General features: G+C 66.6%; 23 protein-coding genes. 8 read left to right on the plus strand and 15 right to left on the minus strand.

Annotated elements, in window-relative coordinates:
* Positions 1-12: 12 nt before the first annotated feature.
* The 7 genes from HLH25_RS01830 to HLH25_RS01860 form a co-directional block, all read right to left on the minus strand.
* A complete protein-coding gene (locus HLH25_RS01830; RefSeq protein ID WP_182972455.1) occupies positions 13-1,098 on the minus strand; it encodes a CorA family divalent cation transporter in 1,086 nt (361 codons plus the stop codon).
* Positions 1,099-1,188: 90 nt separating this feature from the next.
* On the minus strand, positions 1,189-2,727 hold the full coding sequence (locus HLH25_RS01835) for a tetratricopeptide repeat-containing glycosyltransferase family protein (protein ID WP_220791645.1): 1,539 nt from the start codon (positions 2,725-2,727) through the stop codon (positions 1,189-1,191).
* Positions 2,728-2,751: 24 nt separating this feature from the next.
* Positions 2,752-3,150, minus strand: coding sequence for a DUF3597 domain-containing protein (locus HLH25_RS01840; RefSeq protein WP_182972456.1), 399 nt, complete (start codon positions 3,148-3,150; stop codon positions 2,752-2,754).
* Between the two features lie 70 nt (positions 3,151-3,220).
* Positions 3,221-4,519: an adenosylhomocysteinase gene (gene ahcY / locus HLH25_RS01845; protein WP_182972457.1), complete on the minus strand. Its 1,299-nt coding sequence runs from the start codon at positions 4,517-4,519 to the stop codon at positions 3,221-3,223.
* Between the two features lie 78 nt (positions 4,520-4,597).
* Positions 4,598-5,608, minus strand: coding sequence for a dipeptidase (locus tag HLH25_RS01850; protein WP_182972458.1), 1,011 nt, complete (start codon positions 5,606-5,608; stop codon positions 4,598-4,600).
* 166 nt (positions 5,609-5,774) lie between these two features.
* A complete protein-coding gene (locus HLH25_RS01855; RefSeq protein ID WP_182972459.1) occupies positions 5,775-6,371 on the minus strand; it encodes an acetate uptake transporter in 597 nt (198 codons plus the stop codon).
* A 129-nt stretch (positions 6,372-6,500) separates the two neighbouring features.
* Positions 6,501-6,737 carry a hypothetical protein gene (locus HLH25_RS01860; protein WP_182972460.1) on the minus strand — a complete coding sequence of 79 codons (237 nt, stop codon included), beginning with the start codon at positions 6,735-6,737 and terminating at the stop codon, positions 6,501-6,503.
* A gap of 382 nt (positions 6,738-7,119) precedes the next feature.
* On the opposite strand from HLH25_RS01860, the gene HLH25_RS01865 reads away from it, so the two are divergent.
* Positions 7,120-7,932: an SDR family NAD(P)-dependent oxidoreductase gene (locus HLH25_RS01865; protein WP_182972461.1), complete on the plus strand. Its 813-nt coding sequence runs from the start codon at positions 7,120-7,122 to the stop codon at positions 7,930-7,932.
* 28 nt (positions 7,933-7,960) lie between these two features.
* Here HLH25_RS01865 and HLH25_RS01870 read toward each other — a convergent pair whose 3' ends face one another.
* Positions 7,961-8,305, minus strand: a complete 345-nt coding sequence (locus HLH25_RS01870; protein ID WP_182972462.1) for a hypothetical protein — start codon at positions 8,303-8,305, stop codon at positions 7,961-7,963.
* 124 nt (positions 8,306-8,429) lie between these two features.
* Entirely contained in the window at positions 8,430-10,286 is a 1,857-nt protein-coding gene (locus HLH25_RS01875) for a hypothetical protein (RefSeq protein ID WP_182972463.1), read from the minus strand.
* Positions 10,287-10,537: 251 nt separating this feature from the next.
* Here HLH25_RS01875 and HLH25_RS01880 point away from each other — a divergent pair, with 251 nt between their 5' ends.
* From HLH25_RS01880 to ftsY, 4 genes are read left to right on the plus strand one after another with little or no spacing between them, the layout of a single operon-like run.
* Positions 10,538-10,939, plus strand: coding sequence for a VOC family protein (locus tag HLH25_RS01880; RefSeq protein WP_182972464.1), 402 nt, complete (start codon positions 10,538-10,540; stop codon positions 10,937-10,939).
* Positions 10,940-10,971: 32 nt separating this feature from the next.
* Complete coding sequence (gene dapF, locus HLH25_RS01885; RefSeq protein WP_182972465.1) at positions 10,972-11,796, plus strand: diaminopimelate epimerase; 825 nt, start codon at positions 10,972-10,974, stop codon at positions 11,794-11,796.
* Complete coding sequence (mtaB, locus tag HLH25_RS01890; protein WP_182972466.1) at positions 11,793-13,040, plus strand: tRNA (N(6)-L-threonylcarbamoyladenosine(37)-C(2))-methylthiotransferase MtaB; 1,248 nt, start codon at positions 11,793-11,795, stop codon at positions 13,038-13,040. The genes dapF and mtaB overlap by 4 nt, the downstream gene beginning before the upstream one ends.
* 1 nt (position 13,041) lies before the next feature.
* Entirely contained in the window at positions 13,042-14,019 is a 978-nt protein-coding gene (ftsY, locus tag HLH25_RS01895; RefSeq protein WP_182972467.1) for a signal recognition particle-docking protein FtsY, read from the plus strand.
* A gap of 21 nt (positions 14,020-14,040) precedes the next feature.
* On the opposite strand, the gene HLH25_RS01900 is transcribed toward ftsY, so the two are convergent.
* From HLH25_RS01900 to HLH25_RS01910, 3 genes are read right to left on the minus strand one after another with little or no spacing between them, the layout of a single operon-like run.
* A complete protein-coding gene (locus tag HLH25_RS01900) occupies positions 14,041-15,264 on the minus strand; it encodes a phosphoglycerate kinase (RefSeq protein WP_182972468.1) in 1,224 nt (407 codons plus the stop codon).
* On the minus strand, positions 15,264-16,286 hold the full coding sequence (gene gap / locus HLH25_RS01905; RefSeq protein WP_182972469.1) for a type I glyceraldehyde-3-phosphate dehydrogenase: 1,023 nt from the start codon (positions 16,284-16,286) through the stop codon (positions 15,264-15,266). The genes HLH25_RS01900 and gap overlap by 1 nt, the downstream gene beginning before the upstream one ends.
* A 51-nt stretch (positions 16,287-16,337) precedes the next feature.
* Complete coding sequence (locus HLH25_RS01910) at positions 16,338-18,317, minus strand: transketolase-like TK C-terminal-containing protein (RefSeq protein ID WP_182972470.1); 1,980 nt, start codon at positions 18,315-18,317, stop codon at positions 16,338-16,340.
* Positions 18,318-18,483: 166 nt separating this feature from the next.
* Between HLH25_RS01910 and HLH25_RS01915 the strand changes: the two genes are divergently transcribed.
* Both HLH25_RS01915 and hemA read left to right on the plus strand, forming a co-directional pair.
* Positions 18,484-18,948: a hypothetical protein gene (locus HLH25_RS01915; protein WP_182972471.1), complete on the plus strand. Its 465-nt coding sequence runs from the start codon at positions 18,484-18,486 to the stop codon at positions 18,946-18,948.
* Between the two features lie 45 nt (positions 18,949-18,993).
* A complete protein-coding gene (gene hemA / locus HLH25_RS01920; RefSeq protein ID WP_182972647.1) occupies positions 18,994-20,307 on the plus strand; it encodes a 5-aminolevulinate synthase in 1,314 nt (437 codons plus the stop codon).
* 30 nt (positions 20,308-20,337) lie between these two features.
* Here hemA and HLH25_RS01925 read toward each other — a convergent pair whose 3' ends face one another.
* The 3 genes from HLH25_RS01925 to HLH25_RS01935 are packed head-to-tail and all read right to left on the minus strand — an operon-like array spanning position 20,338 to position 24,955.
* Positions 20,338-21,369, minus strand: coding sequence for an Ldh family oxidoreductase (locus HLH25_RS01925; RefSeq protein ID WP_182972472.1), 1,032 nt, complete (start codon positions 21,367-21,369; stop codon positions 20,338-20,340).
* Positions 21,366-22,658, minus strand: a complete 1,293-nt coding sequence (locus HLH25_RS01930; RefSeq protein WP_182972473.1) for a cation:dicarboxylate symporter family transporter — start codon at positions 22,656-22,658, stop codon at positions 21,366-21,368. Before HLH25_RS01930 ends, HLH25_RS01925 begins: the two co-directional genes overlap by 4 nt.
* A 44-nt stretch (positions 22,659-22,702) precedes the next feature.
* Positions 22,703-24,955 (minus strand): TonB-dependent receptor, encoded by a 2,253-nt coding sequence (locus HLH25_RS01935; RefSeq protein WP_246400999.1) that lies wholly within the window; start codon positions 24,953-24,955, stop codon positions 22,703-22,705.
* Between the two features lie 17 nt (positions 24,956-24,972).
* On the opposite strand from HLH25_RS01935, the gene HLH25_RS01940 reads away from it, so the two are divergent.
* Entirely contained in the window at positions 24,973-25,230 is a 258-nt protein-coding gene (locus HLH25_RS01940) for a hypothetical protein (RefSeq protein WP_182972670.1), read from the plus strand.
* The last annotated feature ends 16 nt before the right edge of the window (positions 25,231-25,246 follow it).

Raw genomic sequence — 25,246 nt, forward strand, 5'->3', positions numbered from 1 at the left:
GCGGGCTGGCTTTCAGAGCAGCTTGGTGAATTTGAGCAGCAGCCAGGCGACGACCATGAACAGGAAGCAGATGCCGCCGGCCTCTACCGTGCCCAGGGAGCCGCTTGCCAGGAACATGCCGCCGGTATTCATGCCGAAGAATCCGGTCACGAATGTGGCCGGCAGCATCAGGGTCGTCAGCACCGACACCGTGTACAGGCGCCGGTTGGTTTCTTCCGCCTGGCCCGAGGCGAGTTCATCCTGCAACGAACGCGCGCGGTCCTGCAATGCCATCAGATCGTCCAGCGCCGCATGAATCTGGCGCTGCGAGCGGTCGCGGATATCGTCCTCGGCCCATTCCGGCAGTTCCAGATCCTCGTTGTGGAAGATCCGGTCGACCGGCGAGATCACGCGGCGCAGTTCGGTCGAACGGCGCCGCACCTTGCCGATCAGGCCGCTGATGCGGCCGAAATCGGTGTGCTGGTCCAGGGTCAGCAGCAGATCTTCGGCGCGGTCGAGCTGGTCGTCCAGCATGGCGATGTTCCGACGCACGCTGTCGGCGAATTCCAGCAGCGTGCGGTCCACGATCTCGGCGGGGGTGCGGGGGCCGTCGTCGCGTTGCAGCCAGCGATAGGCGGCGCCCAGTGCCGGGACGGGGTGGCGCCGGGTGGTGATCAGCAGGTCGGGGAGCACCGCGAAACGCCAGGCCGAGACGCTGGTGTCGTCGTCGGTCATGCTGTCGTCGAAGCCGGGCAGGGCGCCGTAGACGATGTCGCCGTCGGCCTCCAGCCGGGTGCTGCGGTCGGTGCCCGACAGGGTGATGCGGGCTTCCTCGGTCAGGCAGGCGATGGCCTCGACCCGAGCCCGGCTGGCCGTATGCACGACATCGTAATGCAGCCAGACCCATCCGGCGGGCCGTTCTTCGGTCGTGGCGGGGGTGGTTTCGGCGTCTTCGGTATGGGGGGGGCGGCTGTTCAGGTGGTCGGCCGCCTGCTGGGGCGACAATTGCACCGGCCGGTGTCCGGGGACGCAGGAAACCGCCCAGACCAGACCATCCGCCGCATCGCTCTGCGGCGTATCGACGAGGGACAATTCGGTCTGGGCTATCGTGTCGGGCATCGTGATATCCGGGACCGCTCGCAATGCAAGCGCACACTTGGCATGGGTGCATGCAGGTTGCAATCCCATGAGCGGTGATCCGTCGGGCGGTCAGGTTTTTCGTGCGGGTCTCCAGTTCCTCGCCCAGGTGCGCAGGGCCATGCCTGCCTCCTTCAGGATCGGGGCCAGGGTGGCCTCGCGCGACCGGAAGATGCGCATGGTCGGATACCAGGGTGACCGGCCGATGGCGTCCCCCCAGCGCCAGCAGGCGTCCTGGCGGCTGATCATCCAGACCGGGCAGCCCAGCGCGCCCGCCAGATGCAGCGGTGCGGTGTCGACCGAAATGACGAGATCGAGACTGGCCATGATCGCCGCCGTGTCGGCCATGTCGTGCACGCTGCCCATCGGGTCGCACAATGTCTGGCCGGTCCAGTCCGCGATTTCCTGCCGGGGCGCGCCCAGTTGAAGGCTGACCAGCGTTGCCGCGACGGGCGTCAGGGCCGTGGCCATCGTTGCCAGCGTCGTCGAGCGGCGTTGGTCAACGAGGGCGTGAATGGATTGCGGCCGCCACTCGCCCGCCCAGACCAGGCCGATACGCGGGCGGCGTTCCGGCAGCAGGGTGGCGAAGCGGGCGATATCGTCGGGATCGGGGTGCAGGTAGGGGATTGGTGCCGGAACGTCCCACAAGGATGTTGCCCCGGCGATGTGCGGCAGGTCGGGGATGGCCGCGGCGTAATCGTAGCCGTTCTGCCGCGCGAGCGTGCCTGTCTCGCACACCTTGGCCGCCGGATAGGATTGCGCCAGCAGGCGGACCAGGGGGCGGGGCACGACGATCGTGACGTGCGCCCCTTTTGCCAGCAGGTCGGGTACGAAGCGGATGAACTGGATGGTGTCGCCCAGCCCCTGTTCCTGAAACAGTACGACACCGCGCCCGGCAACCGCATCGCCGGGGCACAGGCGGGGCAGGGACAGATACCATGCGTCCCGGTCGTCGGGGGTGAGGTGCCGGTTGAAATAGCGCGGCCAGCCCTCGTCCAGACGGCCGGCCTTGATCAGCGCGCAGGCATGGCCGAACGTGATTCCGTAGTCTGTCGGGGCGAGGGCTTCGGCTTTCTCGTACCAGGAGACGGCTTCCGCCGACCGGTCGAGGCAGAAGAGGGCGATGCCCATGTTTTTCAGCAGCGTGGGCGTGACGATGCCGTTTTCGAAACATCGTAGCAGGATTCGTAGGCTTTCCGCCGGGTGGCCGGCCTGGAGAAGGGCCGTGGACATGGCCTCGCAGAGCGTGCCGCTTTCGTCCGGGTAGCGGCCCAGCAGTTCGGCGAACAGGGCGTGGCTACCCGCGAGGTCGCCGCGTACGACGTGGACATGCAGCAGCAGGCCCCATGCGGGGACCGTGTCCGGCCACCGATGCAGCACGGGACGCAGGAATGCCTCGACAAGGTCGTAGGCGGAACTGTGGCGCAGGATGATCGTGGCGGCGGTGACGGCGAGCCGCCAGTCGTCGGGATGGCGGGTGGTCACGTCCAGAAACAGGCGGACCGCGTCTTCTCCTCGGCCTGTGGCGAAGAGGGTGTCGCCGGTCCGCTCTATGTCCTCGGGGCATGGCGGGACGCCGTCGGTCGCGCTGTCGATCGAGCCGTCTGTCATGCCATTCCCGTCATCCGCGCCGGATTATTTCAGGTCGTCGGGAACCTTGCCGCCATTTTCGGCCAGCTTCTGCATGACCGCCTTGTGCAGCCAGACATTCATCGACGCGGAGTCGTTGGTGTCGCCGGTGTAGTGCAGTTCTCCGGCCAGTTGCTTGCGTGCCGCCAGCGAACTGTCCAGGCCCAGCAGCTTCATGAGGTCGACGATCGATTGCTGCCAGTTGAGCGGCTGGGGCGCCTTGGCGGCCAGGTCGGTCAGGATGGCGGCGACGTCTACCGGGGCGGAGGGGGTGGCCGGTGCCGCAGGTGCGGGGGCCTGTGCGGCCGGGGGCGGGGCGGACGGGGCGGTGGCCTGGGCGGCGGCCGGGGTGGTGGCTCCGGCGTGGCCGAAGATCGTGGACAGGATGGTGCCGAAGATGCTCATGCGCGGACTCTCCTCGTATCGGCTATCGGTGCCGCCTGGGGCGCGCATTGCCCCCAGGCGGCGCCGGGCCTTAGTAGCGGTACAGGTCGTTCTTGAACGGCCCGTTGACCGGAACGCCGATATACTCCGCCTGTTTCTCCGACATCTTCGACAGTTCGGCGCCGACCTTGGCCAGGTGCAGGGCCGCGACCTTCTCGTCGAGATGCTTGGGCAGCGTGTAGACCTGCCGCTCGTACTTGCCCTCGGGGGCGGTCCACAGCTCGATCTGCGCTAGCGTCTGGTTGGTGAAGGACGCCGACATGACGAAGGACGGGTGGCCCGTGGCGTTGCCCAGGTTCACCAGACGGCCCTCGGACAGCAGGATCAGGCGCTTGCCGTCGGGGAAGATGACCTCGTCGACCTGCGGCTTGATGTTGTCCCAGGTGAAGTTGCGCAGGGCCTCGACCTGGATCTCGGAATCGAAATGCCCGATATTGCAGACGATGGCGCGGTGCTTCATCGCGCGCATGTGGTCCACGGTGATGATGTCCACATTGCCCGTGCAGGTGACGAAGATGTCGCCGCGCGGGGCGGCGGCTTCCATCGTCACGACCTCGTAGCCTTCCATGGCCGCCTGTAGGGCGCAGATCGGATCGACTTCGGTGACCAGGACGCGGCAGCCGGCATTGCGCAGCGACGCCGCCGAGCCCTTGCCCACGTCGCCGTAGCCGGCGACGACGGCGACCTTGCCGGCCATCATCACGTCGGTGCCGCGACGGATCGCGTCCACCAGGCTTTCGCGGCAGCCGTACAGATTGTCGAACTTCGACTTGGTGACGCTGTCATTGACGTTGATGGCCGGCACGGCCAGCGTGCCCTTCTTCGCCATTTCCCACAGGCGGTGCACGCCCGTGGTCGTCTCCTCGGACAGGCCGCGCACGTCCTTCAGCATCTCGGGATATTTGTCGTGCATCAGCACGGTCAGGTCGCCGCCATCATCGAGGATCATGTTCGGCGTCCAGCCGTCCGGGCCCGTGATGGTCTGCTCGATGCACCACCAGAACTCTTCCTCGGTCAGGCCCTTCCAGGCGAAGACCGGCACGCCCGTCGCGGCGATGGCGGCGGCGGCGTGGTCCTGGGTCGAGAAGATGTTGCACGACGACCAGCGGACCGTGGCGCCCAGGGCGGTCAGGGTTTCGATCAGCACGGCGGTCTGGATCGTCATGTGCAGGCAGCCGGCGATGCGCGCGCCCTTCAGCGGCTGGCTGGCGCCGAATTCCTCGCGCAGGGCCATCAGGCCGGGCATTTCGCCCTCGGCGATCGCGATTTCCTTGCGGCCCCATTCCGCGAGAGCGATGTCGCGTACCTTATAGTCCGTGCTGGCGGTCATGTTCCGTCCTGTTCGGTTGATGCAGAATCCCGGCGGGTATAGACGCTCGGGCCGGCGAGGGCTAGCGCGGGCGTGATCTCACGCCGTGGCGACGGCCTCGGCCGCGCGGAGCACGCGCAGGAAATTGCCGCCCCAGATCTGGGCGATCTGGTCCCGGTCGTAGCCGCGCCGTTGCAGTTCCGCCGTCAGTGCGGGGGACTGCGCGGCGTTGCGCCAGCCCTCGATCATGCCGCCGCCGTCGAAATCCGACGAGATGCCGACATGGCGCACGCCGATCCGGTTGGCGACATAGTCGATATGATCGACATAATCGGCCACGCTGACCGGTCGCTGGGCGCGGACTTCGCGCGGGCGCAGGAAGGCATCCACCGCCGTGATGTGGATGACGCCGTCGCAATCGCGCAGGGCGTCGAGCTGTTCGTCGTCCAGGTTGCGCGGGTGGTCGCAGAGCGCGCGGACGCAGGAATGGGTCGCCAGGACCGGGCTGCGCGACAGGCGCACCGCCTGCATCATGGTGCTGCGCGCGGTGTGGGAGATATCGACCATCAGGCCCAGCCGGTTCATTTCGGCGATTGCCTCGCGGCCCAGGCCGGACAGGCCGCCATGGCGGGATTCGGGGTCGCTGAGGAAGGCCATCGGGCGGGCCGAATCCGCCAGGGCGTTATGGCCGTTGTGGGTCAGCGTCATGTAGCGCGCGCCGCGGGCGCGGAACTGCGCCAGCAGGGAAAGATCCTCGCCCATCGCATAGCCGTTTTCGACTGCCGGGACGATGGCGGTGATGCCCTCGCGGAACGCGGATTCGATCTCCGCCGCCAGCGGGCAGATTCGCGCCGGGCCGCCTTCGACGCCTTGGTTGATCGCATCGAGCATCGCCAGGGCCTGCCGGGAGATCGCGGCGTGGGCGGTCGGGTCGGTGGCGCCCTGGCCGACATAGGCGACGAGGCAGGCGGCTGCGATGCCGCCCCGGCGCAGCTTGGGTAGGTCGACATGGCGATAGTCGGTGTCCTGCGTGAAATCGCCCCGGTCGGGCCAGGGGATGTCGATATGCGTATCGACGGTCAGCAGGGGAGCGTGCGGAAGATCGGTCATGGTGCCGCAATGTAGGCTGGAAACGCGCGATCCGTAAGGAGTGGCGGGCGGTATGGCGCGGCGGGAATAAAAAAAACCTGCCTTCTGGCCCCGGAGGGAGAAAGGCAGGGTGGAAGTCGTTATCGGATTATCGTGCCGCCGGAGCGGGGAGACGGCGTTTTGCGGGTCAGGCCGGGACGCCTGTGACGTGCCGGGCGGGCCGCGGGGCCGGGATGCCGGAGGGCAGGACGGGATGCCCGAACTGGGCCTCGATCACTTCCGCCATGGCGAGATACAGGGCGGCGGCACCGCAGAGCAGGCCCTCATATCCCGCGATGCGGGTGATGATGAGGTTGCCCGTCCATTCGCCCAGCGCGAGGAGGAAAAACAGGAGCGTGAGCGACGAGAACACGAATTGCAGCACGCGATTGCTCCGCAGCGTGCCGATGAACAGGAAGCCCGTGAAGACGCCCCAGAGCGCCAGATAGGCCGCCATGGCCGGCGCGCTCGCAGCCGGGATCAGGCCGAGTTTCGGCAGGATGACGAGCAGGACGAGAGAAATCCAGAACGCGCCATAGGACGTGAAGGCCGTGAGCCCGAACGTGTTGCCCTTGGGATATTCGAGCAGTCCGGCCAGGATCTGGGCCGCGCCGCCGAAGATGATTCCCATTGCCAGCACCGACGAATTGAGCGGCAGGAAACCGGCATTGCAGAGATTGAGCAGGATCGTCGTCATCCCGAAGCCGGCGAGGCCGAGGGGTGCAGGATTGGCGAGAGGGGTCATGAGGAGAGTCTCCGTATCGGCCGCCGGGGCTGTCCGATCAGCCCGGATCTTCGCAACCGTTGGGAATTTTTCTCGGGCATTCCATGTAAACAGACAATAACAAATATATAAATAAGGGTCACAAGGCGGTTATCCATGCAGGGTGCCCATGTGGGCGGCCGCATGTTCTCCGGCCCGGTTGGATTTTCGATCTTCCAGAAGGGCGCTGATGGCGTCGCTCAGGGTCTGCCATCGCGCGGCCCGGATGTCGTCGCCAGCGTCGCGTGCCTGGGCGAGTTGGGTACGGGCGATCAGCAGGCCGTCCGGGCCGTGCTGATCCACGAGTTCGATCGCCTCGGCCGGCACCGGTTTGGAGGGGATACGCATGGTTTGCCTCCTGTATCCGATGCAGGGGAGGTGGCGTGTGCCCGATGGCGCTTCAATCCGGTTTCGGAGATGTGATTGCGCCGGAAGAGCAGGCTGCAAGAGTGTTCGGGGATGTCCGGCTGAACCGCCAGGTGGGCGTGGACGCGGCCGTGCCGCCTGTCGTGCCGCGTGTGTGCGGTTCCGGACGGTCATGACTACGGCGACGGTCGTGGTCGGGGGGTGACTTCCTGCATCGCGCGGGCGCTTCTGGTTCTGTGCTCGCTCCCTATCCGGTTTGCCGGAGGGCAGGCGGGAGGGTGAGGGGGCTTGCCGGCCCCGGCCTCGTGCGGGGGCGGGAGACCTGATATAGGGGCCTGCTATCATTGCAGGAAGGGCGGTTGGCTTGCCCCAGGAAAGTGAAAATTCCCGCCGGAAGACCGTTGTCATCAGCGGTGCGACGGGCGGAATCGGACGGTTTCTGTGCCGTCAGCTTCGCCAGGAGGGGTGTCGGGTCGTCATTCTGTCGCGTCAGGCGGATATGCCCGCCGATATCGCGGCGGATATGGCCGTGACGTGCGACCTGATGGATGCGGGGGCGATCGCGACAGCGGGGGTGGCCATCCGGAGGGCCTGCCCGCGAATCGACCTGTTTATTTCCTGTGCCGGCACGATTTCGCCCCAGACGGTGGGTGTGCTGGACAGTGAGCGTGTCCGTAGGCAGGTGGAGACGAATCTGACCGGTGTGATCCTGTTGACGCAGGAGGTGCTGCCGAACATCGCGGTCGGAGGGCGTATCCTGTTCGTCAATTCGATGGCCGGTGTCTTTCCGCTGGCGGGAAGTGCCGTCTATACCGCGTCGAAATTCGGGTTGCGCGGTTTTGCGCGGGCGCTGGCGCAGGAGTTGCGGCCCAGGGGCATTCATGTGCTGTCGGTGTTTCCGGGCAGCGTCGATACGTCCATGTTCCGCGACGAGATGGAACAGGGTGGGTCGCTGCTGAATTTCATGTCCTGGCCGCAGGCGCCCGAGCGGGCGGCCGCCTGGATACTGGCGGCGGCGCGGGGCCGGAAGGAGGAGCATTTCCCCTCCATCATCGACAGGATATTTCCGCCGCTGTTCTTATGCTCGCCGATGTTCCTGCGGCTGTGCATGCCGGTGATGACGGTCTGGTCCCGGTTGACCAGATGGTGTTATCGGCGGCGGAGGGGGCGCGGATAGGGCGGGTGGCCTACCGGAGACGGATGCCTCAGTTTTCGTCGAAGGGCAGTTCCTGCACCCGCACGGCCTTGCCTGTGCGGTCGTAGTAGAAGATCGCATTGCCGCGTCGTTCGGCGTAGCCGTCGGGCGAGCCCTGCTGGGTCCAGAACAGGAGCCGGTTGGCATCGGACTGCTCCACCACCTTATCGCCGGCCGGGCGGTAGCGGAACTGGCTGAAATCCTTGTGCGCGCTGGGCACCGGCGGCGTGGTGGCCAACTGGTGCATCGTGGGCCTCTTCGGGCCGTCTTCTTCCTGCGCCAGCGCCAGAGTCGGTACCGAAAGGGCGCCGAGGGTGAGAGATACCGCCAGAATACGCAATGCCTTGTCCCGCATGACCGTATCCTCCTTCGTCCTGTGGTCCGATCCGCGGGACCATCCTCCGTTTTTCCATTTGGTGCAACTCGCCCCATGCCGGCCCGGCGATGCGGGCCGGGCATGGCGGCGGGGCCGTGGGCCGTTACTGGAAAGGCAGGTAGCGGAAATCGAAGAAGATCTGGCTCATGCTGGTGGAGGGGGCGCCACCGATGGCCTTCCACGTTTCCAGGCGCGAGTAGGCGAGCTGGGTGCCGACTTCCACCGTGCCGTAGCGGCCCTTGAGGAAGCGCCACCATGCGCCGACGGTAAATTCCTGCACCGAGCGGATGCTGGCCGTGCAGGCCAGGGGCGACATCTCGATTGCGCATCCGGCATTGGAAGACATCGGATTGCCGTAGCCATAGGCCGAGCCGCCGGATGAGAAGTAGCTCCGGCCGGACCGCTGCATGCCGTAATAGCCGTAGACATCGATCCGCGGATTCACATGGGCGACGATTCCCGCCGTTGCCTGCGCGTCGGGCAGGGGCTTCGGCTTGCCCTGGGCGTTCAGCGTGACGTCCGGCAGAAGCACCGAGCCATAGCGGCCGATCCCGACGCCGGCCAGGCCGGCCAGATGGATTTCGAGCTTGTGGGGGATGAGCGGCAGCACCGCCGATCCGCCGCCGCCGCCGGCAATCGCGGTGTTGTTGTGGCCCGTGCCGTTGGCGAAGACGCGGTCGTGCGGGAAGCGGACGATTCCCTCGGCCTCGTAATGGCCCCAGGCAGGGTCCCACGCGATCTTGCCGATGACGTCGGGAGCGATTTCATCGGAGTAATTGGTGGTGAATTCGGTCAGGCCCGTGCCGTTGGCGCCGATGGTGGCCGTGCCGCCATTGGGGAGCGGCACCGAGCCGTTATTGTTGTCGAAGCCCGTGGTGTCGTAGATCGTCGCCGGATTTTCGATCGACAGGCCGAACCAGAGCCGGTGCTGCAGCAGCTCGTGGACGTAGCGGGCCTGCCATTGCCGGGTCCAGGTCTGGCCGGCCAGCATCGAGGATTCGATGGTCTCGGGCAGGCTTTCCTGCCGGGCGACGATGCCGGCGCGGCCGGGGGTCAGCAGGCTCCATGCCTGGCCGATCAGCAGGTGAGTGCCTTCGAGCGTATCGTCGTAGCTGAGATAGGCCTGGCGCAGGCGGGGGACGTAGGCGTTGCTCTCGTACGGGTTGGTCGTTTCGGCGCCGGCGCCGAAATCGGTTTCGACGAAGCCGGATACGGTGGTGTGGGAATCGATATTGGCGCGGGCCATGAGCGAGAACCGGCTGTAGCGCGGGCTACCTTCGAAATTGTTCTGGTGGTAGTTGGCGTCGCGCGGGAAGGGCATCGCCGTCCAGTAATTGAATGTGCCCGACGCGACGTGGCGGTTTTCCAGGACGGCCGATGTGTCGAAATAGCCACCGAGGATGACCGTGACTGGCCCGACATGGAAGACGCCGTGATCGCCCAGCGCGCCGGTTGCCTGCGCGCCGGCGGTCTCACGCGGGTGGGGGCCGACATTGTTGTCGGCCAGGCGGTTGACCATGTCTTCGTCGCGGTGAGCGACGATCGCGGCGTAGGTGGGCGTGTCTTCCCCGATGGTGGGGGTGGGAACTTCGCCGGGATAGAGATGATGGGCCGCCGTGGTCGGCGTGGGCATCGCGCTATTGCGGGCCAGTTGTCTGGCCCCCTCGATGCCGTGTGGTGAGAATGCGTGCTCGCGCGCGGCGACCTCGTTCGTCGTCGCGGGATGGCCGAGATGCATGCGTGCCCGGTGCTGCGCCAGTTCGCGGCGCATTGCCATCAGGTCTTTCTGCAGTTCGAGCTGCTGCTCCTGGATGCGGGAGATCTGGTTCTCCATCGCCTCGATCGCCTCGGCTTCCTCCGGGCCATGGCCTTGGGCATGGGCGGCGGGTGGCACCAGCATGGAGCAGCACAGCAGGAACAGCGGCAGGGACCGCTTCAACGACGAGGAGGGCAGTTGCATTCGGGACAATCGCAATGAGGGGTCAGGCTTCAGGAATATGTCAAAACATTTCTCGGAAAAGGTAAATAATAATTTCTTTTAGTTTTTGTCCCGCATTTATCAGAAAACGATAAGACATATTCATATATCGGATCAATAGTCATTCGACCATTGGGTGGTTCTATTGCCTGCGGACAGACGGGGCTGGACCGTGTACTGCCCGGCCCGATATGTCGCGCAGGGTGAGACATGCCGGGAAGGAACCCGAAACGATGGCGAAGCTGATCCATTCCATGATCCGGGTGCGGGACGAGGCCGCATCGCTGGCTTTCTACGAACGGGCCTTCGGGCTGGTCGTGGCCGACCGGCTGGCGTTCGAGAGCTTTACCCTGATCTATCTCTCCAATGCCGAGCAGACGTTCGAACTGGAACTGACGGTCAATCACGACCGCAACCGGCCCTATGATCTGGGCGACGGCTATGGGCATCTGGCGGTTTCGGTCGCCGATGTCGATGCCGAGCATGCGCGTTTCGTCCGCGAGGGGTTGTCGCCGCTGCCGGTGAAGCAACTGGCGCTGAGGGGGCAGGTGGTCGGGCGGTTCTTTTTCGTCGTCGATCCGGATGGTTACAGGATCGAGGTGTTGCAGCGCGGGGCGCCCGGTCGTTTCCTTTGATATAAGCGGGGCGCCTGCCGTATAAGGCGCGCATGATGACCCCCTTCAGCAAGATGCACGGCCTTGGCAACGATTTTGTCGTGGTGGACGAACGCGTGGAACGCCATGGGCTGACGCCCGCGCGGATTGCCGCCTTGGCCGACCGGCATCGTGGCATCGGGTGCGACCAGTTTGTGGTGCTGCGCCCGGCCTGCCGCGAGGGAGCGGATGTTTTCGTGCGCTTTTTCAATGCCGACGGCAGCGAGTCCGGGGCGTGCGGCAATGCCTCGCGCTGCGTGGCCGACCTGTTGTGGCGGGGTGAGGGGCGCCGGCAGAGCGTGTTGCAGACCCGCGCCGGGCTGCTGCCGGCCTGGGTGGACGAGGCGGGGCTGGTGAGCGTGGATATGGGCGCGCCGGCGCTGGACTGGCGCGACGTGCCTCTGGCGGAGCCGGCGGATACGCTGCATCTGCCGTTGCCGGGCGATCCGGCGGCGGTGTCGATGGGCAATCCGCATGCGACCTTCTTCCTGGCCGATCGTCTGGACCTCGATCCGGTCGTGGCGGGGCCGCTGCTGGAGCATGATGCGCTGTTTCCCGAACGGGCGAATATCGGGTTCGCGGAGGTCCTGTCGGGCGCTGCCATGCGGCTGCGCGTGTGGGAGCGGGGGAGCGGGCTGACGCTGGCCTGCGGGTCGGGCGCCTGTGCCGCCGTGGTCAATGCCGTACGGCGCGGGCTGGTGGCGCGTACCTGCCGGGTGGAGATGGATGGTGGCGCGCTGTCGGTGACATGGCGGGAAGAGGATGGGCATGTGCTGATGACGGGGCCGGCGACCACCAGCTTCGTCGGGTCGTTCGACCCCGAGGCGTATCCGTCATGAGCAAGCCGCCCGAGATCCTGACCTTCGGTTGCCGGCTGAACACCTATGAGAGCGAGGTGATGCGCGGCCATGCGGCGGGGCTGGACGATGTGATCATCGTCAATACCTGTGCCGTCACCGCCGAGGCGGAGCGCCAGGCGCGGCAGGCGATCCGCCGCGCGCATCGCGACCGGCCTGATGCGCGGATCGTCGTGACCGGCTGCGCGGCGCAGATCGACCCCGCGCGGTGGGAGGCGCTGCCCGGCGTGGCCCGTGTGCTGGGCAACCGCGAGAAGCTGGAGGCGGCAAGCTGGACGCCGGCGGCGCTGGGGGAAGGGCGCGCGGTCTCCGACATCATGGCCGCGACCGAGACGGTGCCGCATCTGGTGACCGAATTCGCCGGGCGGACCCGTGCCTTCGTCGAGGTGCAGCAGGGGTGCGACCATCGCTGCACCTTCTGCATCATTCCGTTCGGGCGGGGGCCTTCGCGTTCGGTCCCCGTGGGTGCCGTGGTGGAGCAGGTGCGCGCGCTGGTCGCCTCGGGCTACCGGGAGGTGGTGCTGACGGGGGTGGATATTACCTCGTGGGGTGGCGACCTGCCGGGGCAACCCGCGTTGGGGCAATTGTGCCGCCGGTTGCTGGTGCTGGTGCCGGAACTGGAGCGGCTGCGCCTGTCGTCGGTCGATCCGGTGGAGATCGACGAGGATCTGTGGCGCCTGCTGGAGAGCGAGCGGCGCTTCATGCCCTATCTGCATCTGTCGCTTCAGGCCGGGTCGGACATGGTGCTGAAGCGGATGAAGCGGCGGCATCTGGTGGCCGATGTGGTCGGTGTGATCGAGCGGGCGCGGGCCTGTCGGCCGGATCTGGGCATCGGGGCCGACGTGATCGCGGGGTTTCCGACGGAGAGCGACGCCTTGTTCGACGAGACGCTGGCATTCGTGCGCGGGCAGGCTCTGCCTTACCTGCATGTGTTTCCCTATAGCGAGCGACCAGGGACGCCGGCGGCGAAGATGCCGGCCGTGCCGGTGCCGCTGCGGCGCGAGCGCGCGGCGCGGCTGCGGGCGGCGGGGCAGGACGCGGCGCGGGCCTATCATGCAGGGTTGCTGGGGCGGACGCTGAACGTGCTGCTGGAAACCGCGACCAGCGGGCATTCCGAGGAATTCGCGCCGGTTCGCCTGGCGGAGGGTGCGGCCGAAGCCGGGCGCATCGTCGCCGTGCGGGCGACGGCGGTTGACGAAAACGGTCTGGTGGCGGAAATCCTCTGACATGGCACTTGGCTTCTTTTCCCGCCTGAAGGCGGGCCTGTCCCGATCGACCCAGAAACTGGGCGGCGGGATCGCCGCGGTCTTTACGCGCCGCAAGCTGGACGACGCCGCTCTGGAGGAGCTGGAGGATCTGCTGATCGCGGCCGATCTCGGCCCCAATGTGGCGGCGCGGGTGATCGAATCCTTCCGCAGTTCGCGTTTCGGCACCGAGGTGACGGATGAGGAAATCCGCACCGCGCTGGCGACGGAAATCGCCCGTGTGCTGGAGCCTGTGGCGGTGCCGTTCGTGCCCGATCCGAACCTGAAGCCGCATGTGGCCTTGGTGGTCGGCGTGAATGGCAACGGCAAGACCACGACCATCGGCAAGATGGCGCGCTTCTATGGCGAGCAGGGGCTGAAGGTGATGATGGTGGCGGGGGATACGTTCCGCGCCGCCGCCGTCGAGCAGCTTCAGGTCTGGGGGCAGAGGGTCGGGGCGCCGGTGATTGCCGGGCCGCCGAACGCGGATGCCGCCGGGTTGGCGTTCGACGCGCTGAAGCGCGCGCGGGCCGAAGGCGCGGACCTGCTGCTGATCGATACCGCCGGACGCCTGCACAACAAGGGCGCGCTGATGGAGGAACTGGCCAAGATCATCCGCGTGATGCGCAAGTTCGACGAGACCGCGCCGCATTCGGTGCTGCTGGTGCTGGATGCGACCACCGGGCAGAACGCGATCGAGCAGGTGCGGGTGTTCAAGGAACTGGTGAACGTCACCGGGCTGATCGTGACCAAGCTGGATGGTTCGGCGCGCGGCGGCATTGTGGTGGCGCTGGCCGATACGTTCGGGCTGCCGGTGCATGCGGTGGGTGTGGGCGAGCAGGCCGAGGATCTGCGGCCGTTTTCGGCCGAGGCGTTCGCCAATGGGCTGGTCGGGCCGTCGATCAGGCTGTCGTCGCCGGAAGGCGGGGAAAAGACGGAAGGCGAAGGCGACCCGGCCTGATGCCGGATCGCCTCCGTTCGGTCAGAGCGGGAGAATCCGCTCCGACAGTTCGCTGAGGGCCTGGATGCCGGGGAGGGTCTTGCCTTCCAGCCATTCCAGAAACGCGCCGCCGGCGGTCGAGGTGTAGGACATTTCGTCCGCCACGCCGGCATGGCGCAGGGCCGAGACCGTGTCGCCGCCACCGGCCACGCTGGTCAGTTGGCCAGCCTGCGTGCGGCGGGCGACTTCGGCGGCCAGCAGGTTGGTGGCGTTGTCGAACGGGTGCAGTTCGAACGCGCCCAGCGGGCCGTTCCAGACCAGCGTCTTCAGCCCGACGATCTTTTCCGTCAGCAGGCGGACCGTTTCCGGGCCGGCGTCCAGGATCATCGCGTCGGCGGGAACGGCGTCCACCGGCACCGTCTTCGTCGGCGGGTCGGCACGGAATTCGGTGGCCGTGACCGCATCGACGGGCAGGATGATCTCGCAGCCCTTGCTCGCGGCCTTTTCCATGATGGCGCGGGCCGTGTCGTGCATGTCGGCTTCCTGCAGCGACTTGCCGACGCCGACGCCTTTGGCGGCCAGGAAGGTGTTGGCCATCGCGCCGCCGATGATCAGGATGTCCACCTTGTCCAGCAGATTGCCGATCAGGTCGAGCTTGGTCGAGATCTTGGCGCCGCCGACGATCGCGCCGACCGGGCGGGCCGGGTTTTCCAGCGCGATGTTCAGGGCGTTGAGTTCGGCTTCCATCAGCCGGCCGGCGAAGGAGGGCAGGAAGCGGGCCACCCCTTCGGTCGAGGCATGGGCGCGGTGGGCGGCGGAGAAGGCGTCATTGACGTAATCGTCGGCCAGGGCGGCCAGGGCCTTCGACAGGTCGGGGTCGTTCTTTTCCTCGCCCGCGTGGAAGCGCGTGTTTTCCAGCACCAGCACGTCGCCGTCCTGCATCGCGGCGACGGCCTGCTCGGCCACCGGGCCGATGCAGTCCTCGGCGAAGCGCACCGGACGGCCCAGGGTCTTGCCCAGGGCGGCCGCCATCGGTTCCAGCGACATGGCGGGCACGCGCTGGCCCTTGGGGCGGTCGAAATGGCTGACCACGATCACCCGCGCGCCCTTGTCGGCGAGTTCGCGGATGGTGGGGGCCAGGCGCTCGATACGGGTGAGGTCGGTGATCTGGCCGTCCCGTACCGGGACGTTCAGATCGGCGCGCAGAAGCACCTTGCGCCCTTTGGGCTGCAAGGCGTCCAGCGTCTTGAAGGACAGCGTGGCCATCAGAGCGCGCCGAAGACGGCGGCCGTGTCGGACATGCGGTTCGAGAAGCCCCACTCGTTGTCGTACCAGCTGCAGATCCGCACCAGCTTGCCGCCGTCGATCAGCGCCGTTTCGGTGGCGTCGAAGGTGGAGGACGCGATGGAGTGGTTGAAATCGGACGAGACCAGCGGGGCGGTGTTGTAGGCGAGGATGCCCTTCAGCGGGCCTTCGGACGCCGCCTTCAGCATCACGTCGTTGATCGCCTCGACCGAGGCCGGGGTGCGGGTCGGCACGAAATCGAGCGAAACCAGCGAGACGTTGGGGGTGGGGACGCGGATGGCGGTGCCGTCCAGCTTGCCCTTGAGGTGCGGCAGCACCAGGCCGACCGCGCGGGCGGCGCCGGTGGAGGTCGGGATGATGTTCATCGCCGCCGCGCGGGCGCGGCGCGGGTCGCTGTGCAGCGTGTCCACCGTGCGCTGGTCGCCGGTATAGGAATGGATGGTGACCATGTAGCCGCATTCGATGCCGAACGCCTCGTCCAGCACCTTGGCGACCGGGGCCAGGCAGTTGGTGGTGCAGGAGGCGTTGGAGATCACCGTCATGTCGCTGGTCAGCGTGTCCTGGTTCACGCCGTAGACGATGGTGGCATCGACATGGCTGGCGGGAGCGGAGATGATGACCTTGCGCGCGCCGGCCTCGATCAGGTGGGCGGCCTTTTCCTTGTTGGTGAAGCGGCCTGTGCATTCCATGGCCACGTCCACGCCTTCGAACGGCACCTTGGTCGGGTTGGCTTCGGCCGAGACGGCGATGGGCGCGTAGGTGCGGCCGTTGGCCGTGATGATGATGCTGTTGCCTTCGACCCGGACTTCGCCGGGGAAGCGACCGTGAATGCTGTCATAGGTCAGCAGGTGGGCGTTGTCGGCGACGCTGCCCAGGTCGTTGATCGCCACCGGCACGACATCGGTACGGCCGCTTTCGATGATTCCGCGGAGAACCAGGCGACCGATACGCCCGAAGCCATTGATTGCGACTTTGACAGCCATTCTATTTCTCTCCCGAATATTCAGCCGTTCCGGCCGGAAAACCGGCCCCGGCTATGTGTTGCCACCCGCAGCGGACCGTGCGCGGTAGCCATCCGCTTTCTGCCCCGAAGGCGACTGAAAGTCACGTCCCGTCTCGCTGACCAGGCGGAGCGCCGTTTCGTGTATCCTCTCGGCTGTAATGCCCAGCCGGCGATACAGTTCGCCCGATGGCGCGGCCTCGCTGAAATCTTCCATGCCGATGAAGGCGCCGTGCGGGCCGAGCCAGCGGTCCCACCCGAATCCCGACGCGGCCTCGATGCCGATGCGTGGGGCATTGCCCAGCACCTGTTCGCGGTAGGCGGCATCCTGCCGGGCGAACAGTTCCCAGCAGGGGAGCGAGACCAGGGCCGCGCTGATGCCGTCGCGCACCAACTGGTGCAGGGCCTGACGGGCGATGAGCATCTCGCTGCCGGTGGCGATCAGCGTGACCTGGCGGGGGCCGCGTGCCTCCTCCATCACATAGCCGCCGCGGGCGCTGCCGTCGTGCGGGCGGCGCTGGCGGAAATCGGGCGGGGCATTGGCATCCGTGGCCATCGGCGACAGGGTGATCAGGCTGGGGCCGTCGGCCCGGCGCAGCGCCAGTTCCCAGCATTCCATCGTCTCCCGCCGGTCGGCGGGGCGGAAGACCAGGACGTTGGGCATGGCGCGCAGGCTGGCCAACTGCTCCACCGGCAGCCAGCCGGCCCCGTCTTCGCTGAGGGCCAGCCCGTCGTCGGTCAGCAGGTAGATCACCTGCTGGCGCATCATTGCCGCGAAACGCAGCGCGGGGCGCATGCGGTCGATGGCGACGAAGGTGATCGCCCCGCAGGGCACCAGCCCGCCATGCACCGCGATTCCGTTCAGCAGGGCGGCCAGTCCGTGGACCAGGGTGCCGCAATCGGGCAGCGTCTGGTCGACCGGCATCGCCTCGGTACGTTCGCGGCCACGGCGGGAGGACAGGCAGAGCATTTCCGGCACCAGATCGCGCAGGATGTCCAGCCCCTGACGCCCGTAGCTCAATGTGGTGTCGTGGCCGGAATCGGGCAGGATCGCGGGCAGGGTGGAACTGTGCCATGCGCGCAGCCAGTCCTCGCGCCAGAAGGCGGGGAGGCGGCGGGCGGCCGTGCGTTCGAATTCCGCGCGCTGCCGGTGCTTGACCAGCCGGCGCAGCCAGGATCGCCGGGCAGATGCGCCACGGCGGGCCGCACGGGCCCACAGCAGCGTTGAAAGATCGGGTGCCGGCCCGGCGGCGGGGCCGGTCGGCGTGGAACGGGGGGGAGCGGAGCAGGCGAGGACCGAGGGCTTGCGCGAGCGGATCGCCGCTGAAAGGGCGGCCTGCACGGCGTCGTGGTCGTCTGCGGCGACCTTGCGGACCATCCATCCGGTCGCGGCGTAGCGGGCGAGGGTGTCTTCGGCCTCATCTTCCTCATGGGGAGCGATTTCGAACAAGACGGTAAGGCGGTCGAGCCGCATCCGGGCTGCCAGGGAGGCGGCCTCCATCGCCACGCCGGTGGCCAGTTCGGTGCCGCAGGACAAGGCCCAGATGCGGTGATTGACGATCGAGCGGCCGAAACGGGCCGCGAGCTGCCGCTCGGCCAGCGCCATGCCGATGGCGGCGCCCAGCCCCTGGCCGCTGGGGCCGAAAGCCATTTCCACCGCCGGGTGGGCGCCGTATTCGACCGGCGCGGGGTCGGGCGCGACCGTCTGGCCGGCCAGGCGCATCAGGGCATCCAGCAGCGGCCGGTGCCGGGTGGACGAGACGACGAACCGGTCGCGGTCGGGCCAGTCGGGGCTGGCGGGGTCGAAGCGCAGGAACTGGTTCCATAATATGCAGGCGGGCACGGCCATTGCCCCGGCCTGCGCCGCTTCGGCAGGGTCGTCCAGACGGGCACCGATGAATGTGCGGACTGCATCGCGCAGGGCATGAATCGTCTCGCGCGTCGCCGGTTCGGCCGGGGCGTCGGCGGGCGGCGCGTCCAGCTCTTGGGCGGTGTGGGTCTGCGCGCGGAGCATGGGGCAAGGCGTCCTGAAGGCCGGCCGTTCGGGCCGGCTGGCGGCGAAACTGTCGTTGTCGGCTATAGGATCGTGCAGGAGGCTTCGCAAGCGCGATGCGATCCGGGGGGCTTGTCGGTGGCAACACTCTTGCTCCGTATCGTGGATGCTGTAACCGTGGCGGCCCATGCTGCATCGTCTTCATTCCGTTTCGACCCTGATGGCCGTGTCCGCCCTGTGCGTGACCGGGCTTGCCGGCTGCCACCTTGTGGATCAGCGGACCTTCGATCCGCGTGCCAGCCGGCCGCCTGTGCCGCATTATCCGCCCGCGCCGCCCGCGCCGCGCCCGGTGCCGCCGCTGGTGGATATCCGTGCCGGTACGCCCGAGGGTGAGTGGCGCCCGGCGTTGCAAGGGGCCGTGACGCGGGCACTGGCGCGCAAGCCGAACGTGCTGTTCACGGTAAGGATCATGGTCCCTGCCGGTTCGACGCCGGAGCAGGAGGCCCTGGCCATGCGTCAGGCCACGGCCACCTATGGCCGGGATGTGGCGGCGGCGATCGTTGCCGCCGGCGCAAGGCCGGAACAGGTGGAAATGGCCGCCATGTCGGATTCGTCGATGACCACCGGCGCTGTCCGGGTGTATGTGCGATAAAATGGGATCGTGATCCGCGGCCATATCGGCGGATCGACCTTGGTGATGACGGCCGTGCGGGCCTGTGAGCCCGCAGCGGCGTCGCAGGAGAATGACAGAGTGCCCAGTATCGACGCGGATCGGCATCCTTTCTACCGTTTCTGCCGGGAATCTCTCGACGGTATCCGCGAACAGGGACGATATCGCCGCTTTACGCCGCTGGCGCGCCAGGCGGACCGTTATCCCGTCTATGACCATGTGACGACCCCTGCCGCCGAGCCGCCCGTGGGGCGCGAGGTGGTGGTGTGGTCGGCCAACGATTATCTGGGCATGGGCGTGGAGCCAGCGGTGGCCGAAGCCGCGATCGCCGCGATCCGCGAGCATGGGGCCGGAGCCGGCGGCACCCGCAACATCGCCGGCACCAGTCCGCTGCATGCCGCGTTGGAGGCCGAACTGGCCGACCTGCATGGCAAGGAGGCCGGGCTGCTGTTCGTCTCCGGTTATGTGTCGAACCAGGCCAGCCTGCAGACGATCCTGACCAGCATGCCGGGGTGGATCTGTTTTTCCGACCGGCAGAATCATGCCTCGATGATCGCTGGCATCAAGGGCGCGCGGGGGGCGACCTGCGTTATCTACGAACATAACGATCTGGCGGATCTGGAGGCCAAGCTGGCCGCCGCGCCCAAGGATGCGCCCAAGCTGGTGGCGTTCGAGAGCGTGTATTCGATGGATGGGGATGTCTCGGATATCGGTGCCACCTGTGCGCTGGCGCGCAAATATGGCGCGATCACCTATCTGGACGAGGTGCATGCCGTGGGGCTTTACGGCTCGCAGGGTGGCGGCGTGGCCGAGCGTGATGGCGTGGCCGATCAGGTGGATATCATCGAGGGCACGCTGGCCAAGGGGTTCGGCGTCCATGGCGGCTACGTGACCGGGTCGGCGGAGTTGATCGATTATCTGCGCTGCGCCGCGTCGGGCTTTATCTTCACCACCGCGTTGCCGCCGTCGGTGGTGGCGGCCGCGCTGACCAGCGTGCGCATGGTGCGGCGCGAGGGCTGGCGCCGTGAGAAGATGTTCGAGCGCGTGGCGACCTTCCGTGCCAAGCTGACCGCTGCTGGCATTCCGTTCATGTCCACGCCGAGCCATATCGTGCCGATCCCGGTGGGGGATGCCGATCGTTGCAACGAGATCAGCCGGCGCCTGCTGGCGGATTTCGGGCTCTATGCCACGCCGATCAATTATCCCACCGTTCCGCGCGGGACCGAGCGGTTGCGGCTGACGCCGGGGCCGCACCATACGGACGAGATGATGGACGAGATGGTCTCGGCGCTCGGGACTCTGCTGCGGATCAATGCCCGCCACGAGGAAGCGGCGGCCTGATCGTTCTTTCCCGGTTCTAGCCCTGGCGGGTCAGAGGCCGAGGAAGCGCCGTGTATCGGGGTCTATCGGAATGCCGTGCGTGGCGCGGTGGCGGGCGGTCTGCCATTCGCGGTCGCCCGGTGCCATGACGGGGTGATCGGCCTCGGTGGGCGGGACGGTACGAAGCTGGTCCAGGTAGCTGGTGATTGCCCGGTCGTAGGCCGTGCGGCCGACGAAGCGTGCCGGGTCGATCGCAAGACAGAACTGTCCGACATTGCGGGGCGTCGTCCGGTCGTCGGTCTCCGTCATCGGAATCATGTCCGCGTCGGTCGTGGCGCCGGTCAGGACGGCCGAGAGGATCGTGACCATGCCGGCCAGTGCCGCGCCCTTGAAGCCGTAATCCGGGCCGCCGAGCGGCAGCAGCATGTGTGCTGCGTGGGGATTGGTGGTTTCATGGCCCTGTGAGTCGGCCGCTACCCCGGTGGGAAGGGGGCGGTTCAGTGACCGGTAGAGCCGGACTCGGTTGAAGGGGATCGACGAGGTTGCGATGTCGAGCAGCCAGGGTGGCTGGCCGGTGACGGGGGCGGCCATGGCGATCGGGTTGGTGCCGTGGAAGGGCAGGGTGCCGCCGAAAAGCGTGACGTTGGCGTCGGAATTGCTGGTGACGAGGCCGATCATTCCGGCTTCTGCTGCCTTCAGGGCGTAGGCGCCGGCGGCCCCGCAATGCGACGAGCGGACGATGCCGACTGCGCCGACGCCGGTTTCCGTCGCGATTTCGACGGCCAGATCCATGGCGCGGGCGCAGGCGTAATGGCCCAGTCCGTCATCGGCATCCAGCATGGCGGTGGCCGGGGCGGTGCGGCGGATCGTCAGGTGCGGTGTGCGGTTCAGTCGGCCGGCGCGTAGCATGGCGGCGTAATGCGCGGCCAGTCGGACCCCGTGGCTGTCGATGCCGGTTCGCGAGGCGTGCATCAGCGCCTCGGTCGTGGCGGCAGTGGAGTCGGGCGAGGCGCCGGCGGCCAGTAAGGCGGCGGTGACGCGGGATGCCAGTGTTTCGGCATCCATCAGGATGGTGTCGGTCATGCCCGGCTCAGGATTTCGGCGGCGCGTTTGCGGTCCAGCTTGCCTTCCCAGGCGCCGATCACCACCGGCGCCACGCAATTGCCGGCCAGGTTGCCGACCGCGCGGGCGATGCCGATGAACCAGTCCACCGCCAGGAGCATCACCAGGCTGGCGACGGGGATCGAGGGAATGGCGGACAGGGTGGCGGCGAGCACCACGATGGCGATGCCGGGGACGCCGTGGGCGCCTTTGGAGGTGACCAAGGCCGTTGCGAGCATGATTATGATCTGCCACGCGCTCAGGACCGTGCCGGTGGCCTGGGCGAGGAAGATGACGGCGAGGCCCAGATAGATCGACAGGGCGTCGAGATTGAAGGAATAGCCGGCCGGGACCACCAGCCCGACGACCTGGCGGTCGACGCCGAGCTGTTCCAGCTTGGCCATGATGCTGGGCAGTACGGCGTCGGACGCCGTGGTGGCGAAGGTGATGGCGAATTCGGTGCGGAAATACCGGAAAAACCGGATCGGGCTGACGCCTGACAGGCGCAGGCAGAGGCCGAGTCCGCAGAGAATGAACAGGGTGATGACCGCGAAATACAGGACCACGAAGGCGGCGAGGTGCCCGATCGCGCCCAGGCCGTAGCGCGCGGTGGTGGTGGCCATGGCGCCGAAGACGCCGAGCGGCGCCAGCGCGATGATGAAGCGCATCATGCGCGAGAACAGGGCCGACAGGGCGTCGATCAGGCGGACGATCGGTGCGCCGGCTTCGCCGATCTGGCTGAGGCAGCAGCCGAACAGGATGGCGAAGAAGAGGATCTGGAGCACGTTGCCCTGCGCGAAGGCGTCGGCGGGCGTGTGGGGGATCAGGCCCAGCAGAAATTCCGTGATGCCGCCTTCGTGCATGACGTGGGCGTTGTGGGCGTAGGACGAGATGACGCGGGTGTCGTCGGCCGTGGGGGTGAAGACGATGCCGCGACCGGGTTGGAGAAGCATCGCGATGCCGACCGCGACGAGGAGGACCAGTGTGGTCATCGCCTCGAAATAGAGCAGCGCCTTGGCGCCCAGGCGCCCCACCGTGCGCAGGGAGCCGGCGCCGACGATGCCGGTGACCACGATGCAGAACAGCAATGGCCCCACCGCCATGACGATCAGGTGGAGGAACAGGTCGCTGGCCCAGCGTGTCTGCGCGGCGAGTCCCGGCGCGAAGACACCCAGTGCCAGGCCGAGCAGGGTGGCGATGACGACTTGGAGGAACATGCCGGGGTGCGCGGTGGGTGCGGCATGTGTCGCGGGGAGGGTCGTCTCGCTCATCCGGTGGGGTCCTTGCTGGTGACGGGAGGGCGTTTCGGGGCGGCTTAGTAGGTGTAGTTGATGCGTGCGCCGACGAAGCGCGGCATGCCGGGGATGACGCCGTAGAAAGTGGCCTGGGTGCCGGCCGACAGCCAGTAGCGGCGGTCGGCAAGGTTCTGGCCGTAGACGGTGACCGACCAATGCTGCTTCGGTGCCGCGAAGGTCAGGAACGAGTTGACCAGGAAATAGGCCGGCGAACGATAGATGCCGGTCTGGCCGATATATTGCGGTTGGGTCTGGCGGCCGCGATAGGAATAATCGACGTCGAACGTCATCCGGTAGTCGCGGAAGACATTCCATGTGTAGGTGGCGGCACCCGACAGGGTGAGGTTGGCCAGGCCCATATTGACGTTGTCGTAATTGGTGTTGATGGCCTGCCAGACGCCGGTGGCGGCGAAATTGGCCGTGGTGGCCGAGCGGTTGAGGCTCTGGAACTGGGTGTAGACGCCGTTCTGGTAGCCGAAATTCTGCGTCAGGACCATGCCGTGGAACGGGTGGGCCTCGGCGTCGAACTCCGCGCCGTAGATGTAGGAGCGCGGGGCGTTGACGTAGCCGCCCAGTACGCCGTAGGGCGGGACCAGGACCGTGCCCAGAATCTGCTGGTCGCGGTAGTCGTAATAGAACCCGGCGGCATTGAGGCGCAGGCGGCGGTCGAACAGCATGGTCTTGAACCCGCCTTCATAGGTCAGGATCTGTTCGGGCTTGAAGGGCCGGAGCTGGGCGGCCTGCTGCGTGATGTTGGCCGAGAAGCCGCCCGGCTTGAAGCCGCGGCTGAACATGACATAGCCCATGATGTTGCGCGTGAACTGGTATTGCGCGCCGACACGGCCGCCGAACTGGTTGCTCAATGCGCCGCTGCTGCCGAAATTGGTTTTGCCCTCGGTGGCGCCTGTGTCGAGGTTGTAGTTCGTGCTGGTGACGTTGAGCATCTGCCGGTCGTCGGATTCATGCAGGATCGCGCCGATCAGGCGCAGTTTGGGCAGGATGCGGTAGGAAAGCTGCACGTACTGATTGAAATTCTGCTGGTTCTGCCGGTAGCGGGTTTCGTTCAGCGGGGTGGTGCCGGGGCGGTCGGATGAATCGTACCAGAAATTCTGCGCCATGCGCGAGCGGCTGTAATACATGCCGGTTTCCCAATGGAAGCGGGCATTGGGATCGATCGATTCCAGTTTGACTTCCTGCGAGAACACGTTCGTCTGGTTGTTGCGGAACATGTTGCCGTAGGACAGGATCGAATCCGTCTGGTTGGTCAGTTCGTGCTCGTCCGCCATCTCGTAGGCGCTGATGGTCGACAGGCGGCCCCACGAGAAATTCTTCGTATAGCGCACGTTCGCGCCCCAGAAGATGTTGTCCTCGCGCGGCTTGGTGTTGCTGCCGTCGATGCCGATGATCTTGGCGAAACGCGGGTCCAGGCCCCATTCGGTCTGGTAGAGGTCCTGCGTGACCGGAACATGGTAGGAATTGTAGAGATTGTGGCCGGAGGCGTATTCCGACTGGTCCGTCGTCCAGTGGCCGCCGATGACCAGGTTCGACGTGTCGTCGATATCCCATTTCAGCTTGGCGCGCAGGGCGCCCAGATTGGCGTTGCCGAAACCCTGACCAGCCGCGTTGTGCTGGTAGCCGCCGCCGGTCATGGACTGGCCGGCGATGCGGAACGACACGGAGCGGGAGATTGGGCCGGAGACGTAGCCTTCGACGCGGTTGCGGCCGTAGCTGGCGATGTCTTCGGTGATGCCGGCGTGGAACTGGTGCGTGGGATCGGCGGTATGGAAGTCGATTTCGCCGCCCGTGGTGGCCTGGCCGTGGGTGTAGCCCGAGGGACCGGCGGCGATGGAGATGTCGTCGAGGTCGAACATCATGCCCGTCGTCATGATCGAGACCGGCAGCGCCACGCCGTCGAGATACGGCATGGTCGATGGCGTGTTGTTCTGCGTGAAATCCATGAGGCCGACGCCGCGCAGGGTGAAGTTGAGGGCGCCCGAGCCGAAGGACGGCTGGATGGTGAGGTTGGGTGCCACGCGCTGGATGTCGGTCATGACGCGGATATTGCGGTTGGCCAGTTCCTGACGGGAAATCAGTGTTTCCGAATGGGCATTGTGCTGGCCGGCGCCGCTCGCGCCCCGGCGTGCGGACACCATGACGGCTTCGGTCGATGCGGGGGGCTTGGCGCGCGTCGGCGCGGTGGCGGGCGGGGTCTGTCCGCTCGTGTCGGCCAGGGCCGGCAGCGGCAGGATGACGCCTGCCAGGACACTGGTCATGATGGCCTGCTTCCGGAATGAAAGCGCGGCGCGGCACGGGAGGAGCATGTCTGACTTCCTTGTCTGGTCTGGCCCTGCTGGTTGGGCGATGGAGCCTGGTGGCTGGAGATGGCGTGGGGTTTATAATTTCACATATGAAATTGTCTTTTAGTCTGGTCTACAAATCGAAGGATTTTTTAGAAGCGATGTTGCATACAAGATTTAAAACAATCCGGAACGAAACGCTTTCGAAAAATGCGCGGGAATTTGAATGTGACAAAAAATTTACAAAATGACTTAATATGTTGATTT

This window comes from Gluconacetobacter dulcium, from assembly GCF_014174165.1.
In the GTDB taxonomy this organism is placed as follows: Bacteria; Pseudomonadota; Alphaproteobacteria; order Acetobacterales; family Acetobacteraceae; genus Gluconacetobacter; species Gluconacetobacter dulcium.

Excerpts from the sequence above, each read along its gene's own strand:
- HLH25_RS01830 (WP_182972455.1), bottom strand. The coding sequence starts at position 1,098 with ATGCCCGACACGATAGCCCAGACCGAATTGTCCCTCGTCGATACGCCG.
- HLH25_RS01835 (WP_220791645.1), bottom strand. The coding sequence starts at position 2,727 with ATGACAGACGGCTCGATCGACAGCGCGACCGACGGCGTCCCGCCATGC.
- HLH25_RS01840 (WP_182972456.1), bottom strand. The coding sequence starts at position 3,150 with ATGAGCATCTTCGGCACCATCCTGTCCACGATCTTCGGCCACGCCGGA.
- ahcY (WP_182972457.1), bottom strand. The coding sequence starts at position 4,519 with ATGACCGCCAGCACGGACTATAAGGTACGCGACATCGCTCTCGCGGAA.
- HLH25_RS01850 (WP_182972458.1), bottom strand. The coding sequence starts at position 5,608 with ATGACCGATCTTCCGCACGCTCCCCTGCTGACCGTCGATACGCATATC.
- HLH25_RS01855 (WP_182972459.1), bottom strand. The coding sequence starts at position 6,371 with ATGACCCCTCTCGCCAATCCTGCACCCCTCGGCCTCGCCGGCTTCGGG.
- HLH25_RS01860 (WP_182972460.1), bottom strand. The coding sequence starts at position 6,737 with ATGCGTATCCCCTCCAAACCGGTGCCGGCCGAGGCGATCGAACTCGTG.
- HLH25_RS01870 (WP_182972462.1), bottom strand. The coding sequence starts at position 8,305 with ATGCGGGACAAGGCATTGCGTATTCTGGCGGTATCTCTCACCCTCGGC.
- HLH25_RS01875 (WP_182972463.1), bottom strand. The coding sequence starts at position 10,286 with ATGCAACTGCCCTCCTCGTCGTTGAAGCGGTCCCTGCCGCTGTTCCTG.
- HLH25_RS01880 (WP_182972464.1), top strand. The coding sequence starts at position 10,538 with ATGGCGAAGCTGATCCATTCCATGATCCGGGTGCGGGACGAGGCCGCA.
- dapF (WP_182972465.1), top strand. The coding sequence starts at position 10,972 with ATGATGACCCCCTTCAGCAAGATGCACGGCCTTGGCAACGATTTTGTC.
- mtaB (WP_182972466.1), top strand. The coding sequence starts at position 11,793 with ATGAGCAAGCCGCCCGAGATCCTGACCTTCGGTTGCCGGCTGAACACC.
- ftsY (WP_182972467.1), top strand. The coding sequence starts at position 13,042 with ATGGCACTTGGCTTCTTTTCCCGCCTGAAGGCGGGCCTGTCCCGATCG.
- HLH25_RS01900 (WP_182972468.1), bottom strand. The coding sequence starts at position 15,264 with ATGGCCACGCTGTCCTTCAAGACGCTGGACGCCTTGCAGCCCAAAGGG.
- gap (WP_182972469.1), bottom strand. The coding sequence starts at position 16,286 with ATGGCTGTCAAAGTCGCAATCAATGGCTTCGGGCGTATCGGTCGCCTG.
- HLH25_RS01910 (WP_182972470.1), bottom strand. The coding sequence starts at position 18,317 with ATGCTCCGCGCGCAGACCCACACCGCCCAAGAGCTGGACGCGCCGCCC.
- HLH25_RS01915 (WP_182972471.1), top strand. The coding sequence starts at position 18,484 with ATGCTGCATCGTCTTCATTCCGTTTCGACCCTGATGGCCGTGTCCGCC.
- hemA (WP_182972647.1), top strand. The coding sequence starts at position 18,994 with ATGACGGCCGTGCGGGCCTGTGAGCCCGCAGCGGCGTCGCAGGAGAAT.
- HLH25_RS01925 (WP_182972472.1), bottom strand. The coding sequence starts at position 21,369 with ATGACCGACACCATCCTGATGGATGCCGAAACACTGGCATCCCGCGTC.
- HLH25_RS01930 (WP_182972473.1), bottom strand. The coding sequence starts at position 22,658 with ATGAGCGAGACGACCCTCCCCGCGACACATGCCGCACCCACCGCGCAC.
- HLH25_RS01935 (WP_246400999.1), bottom strand. The coding sequence starts at position 24,955 with ATGACCAGTGTCCTGGCAGGCGTCATCCTGCCGCTGCCGGCCCTGGCC.
- HLH25_RS01940 (WP_182972670.1), top strand. The coding sequence starts at position 24,973 with ATGAAAGCGCGGCGCGGCACGGGAGGAGCATGTCTGACTTCCTTGTCT.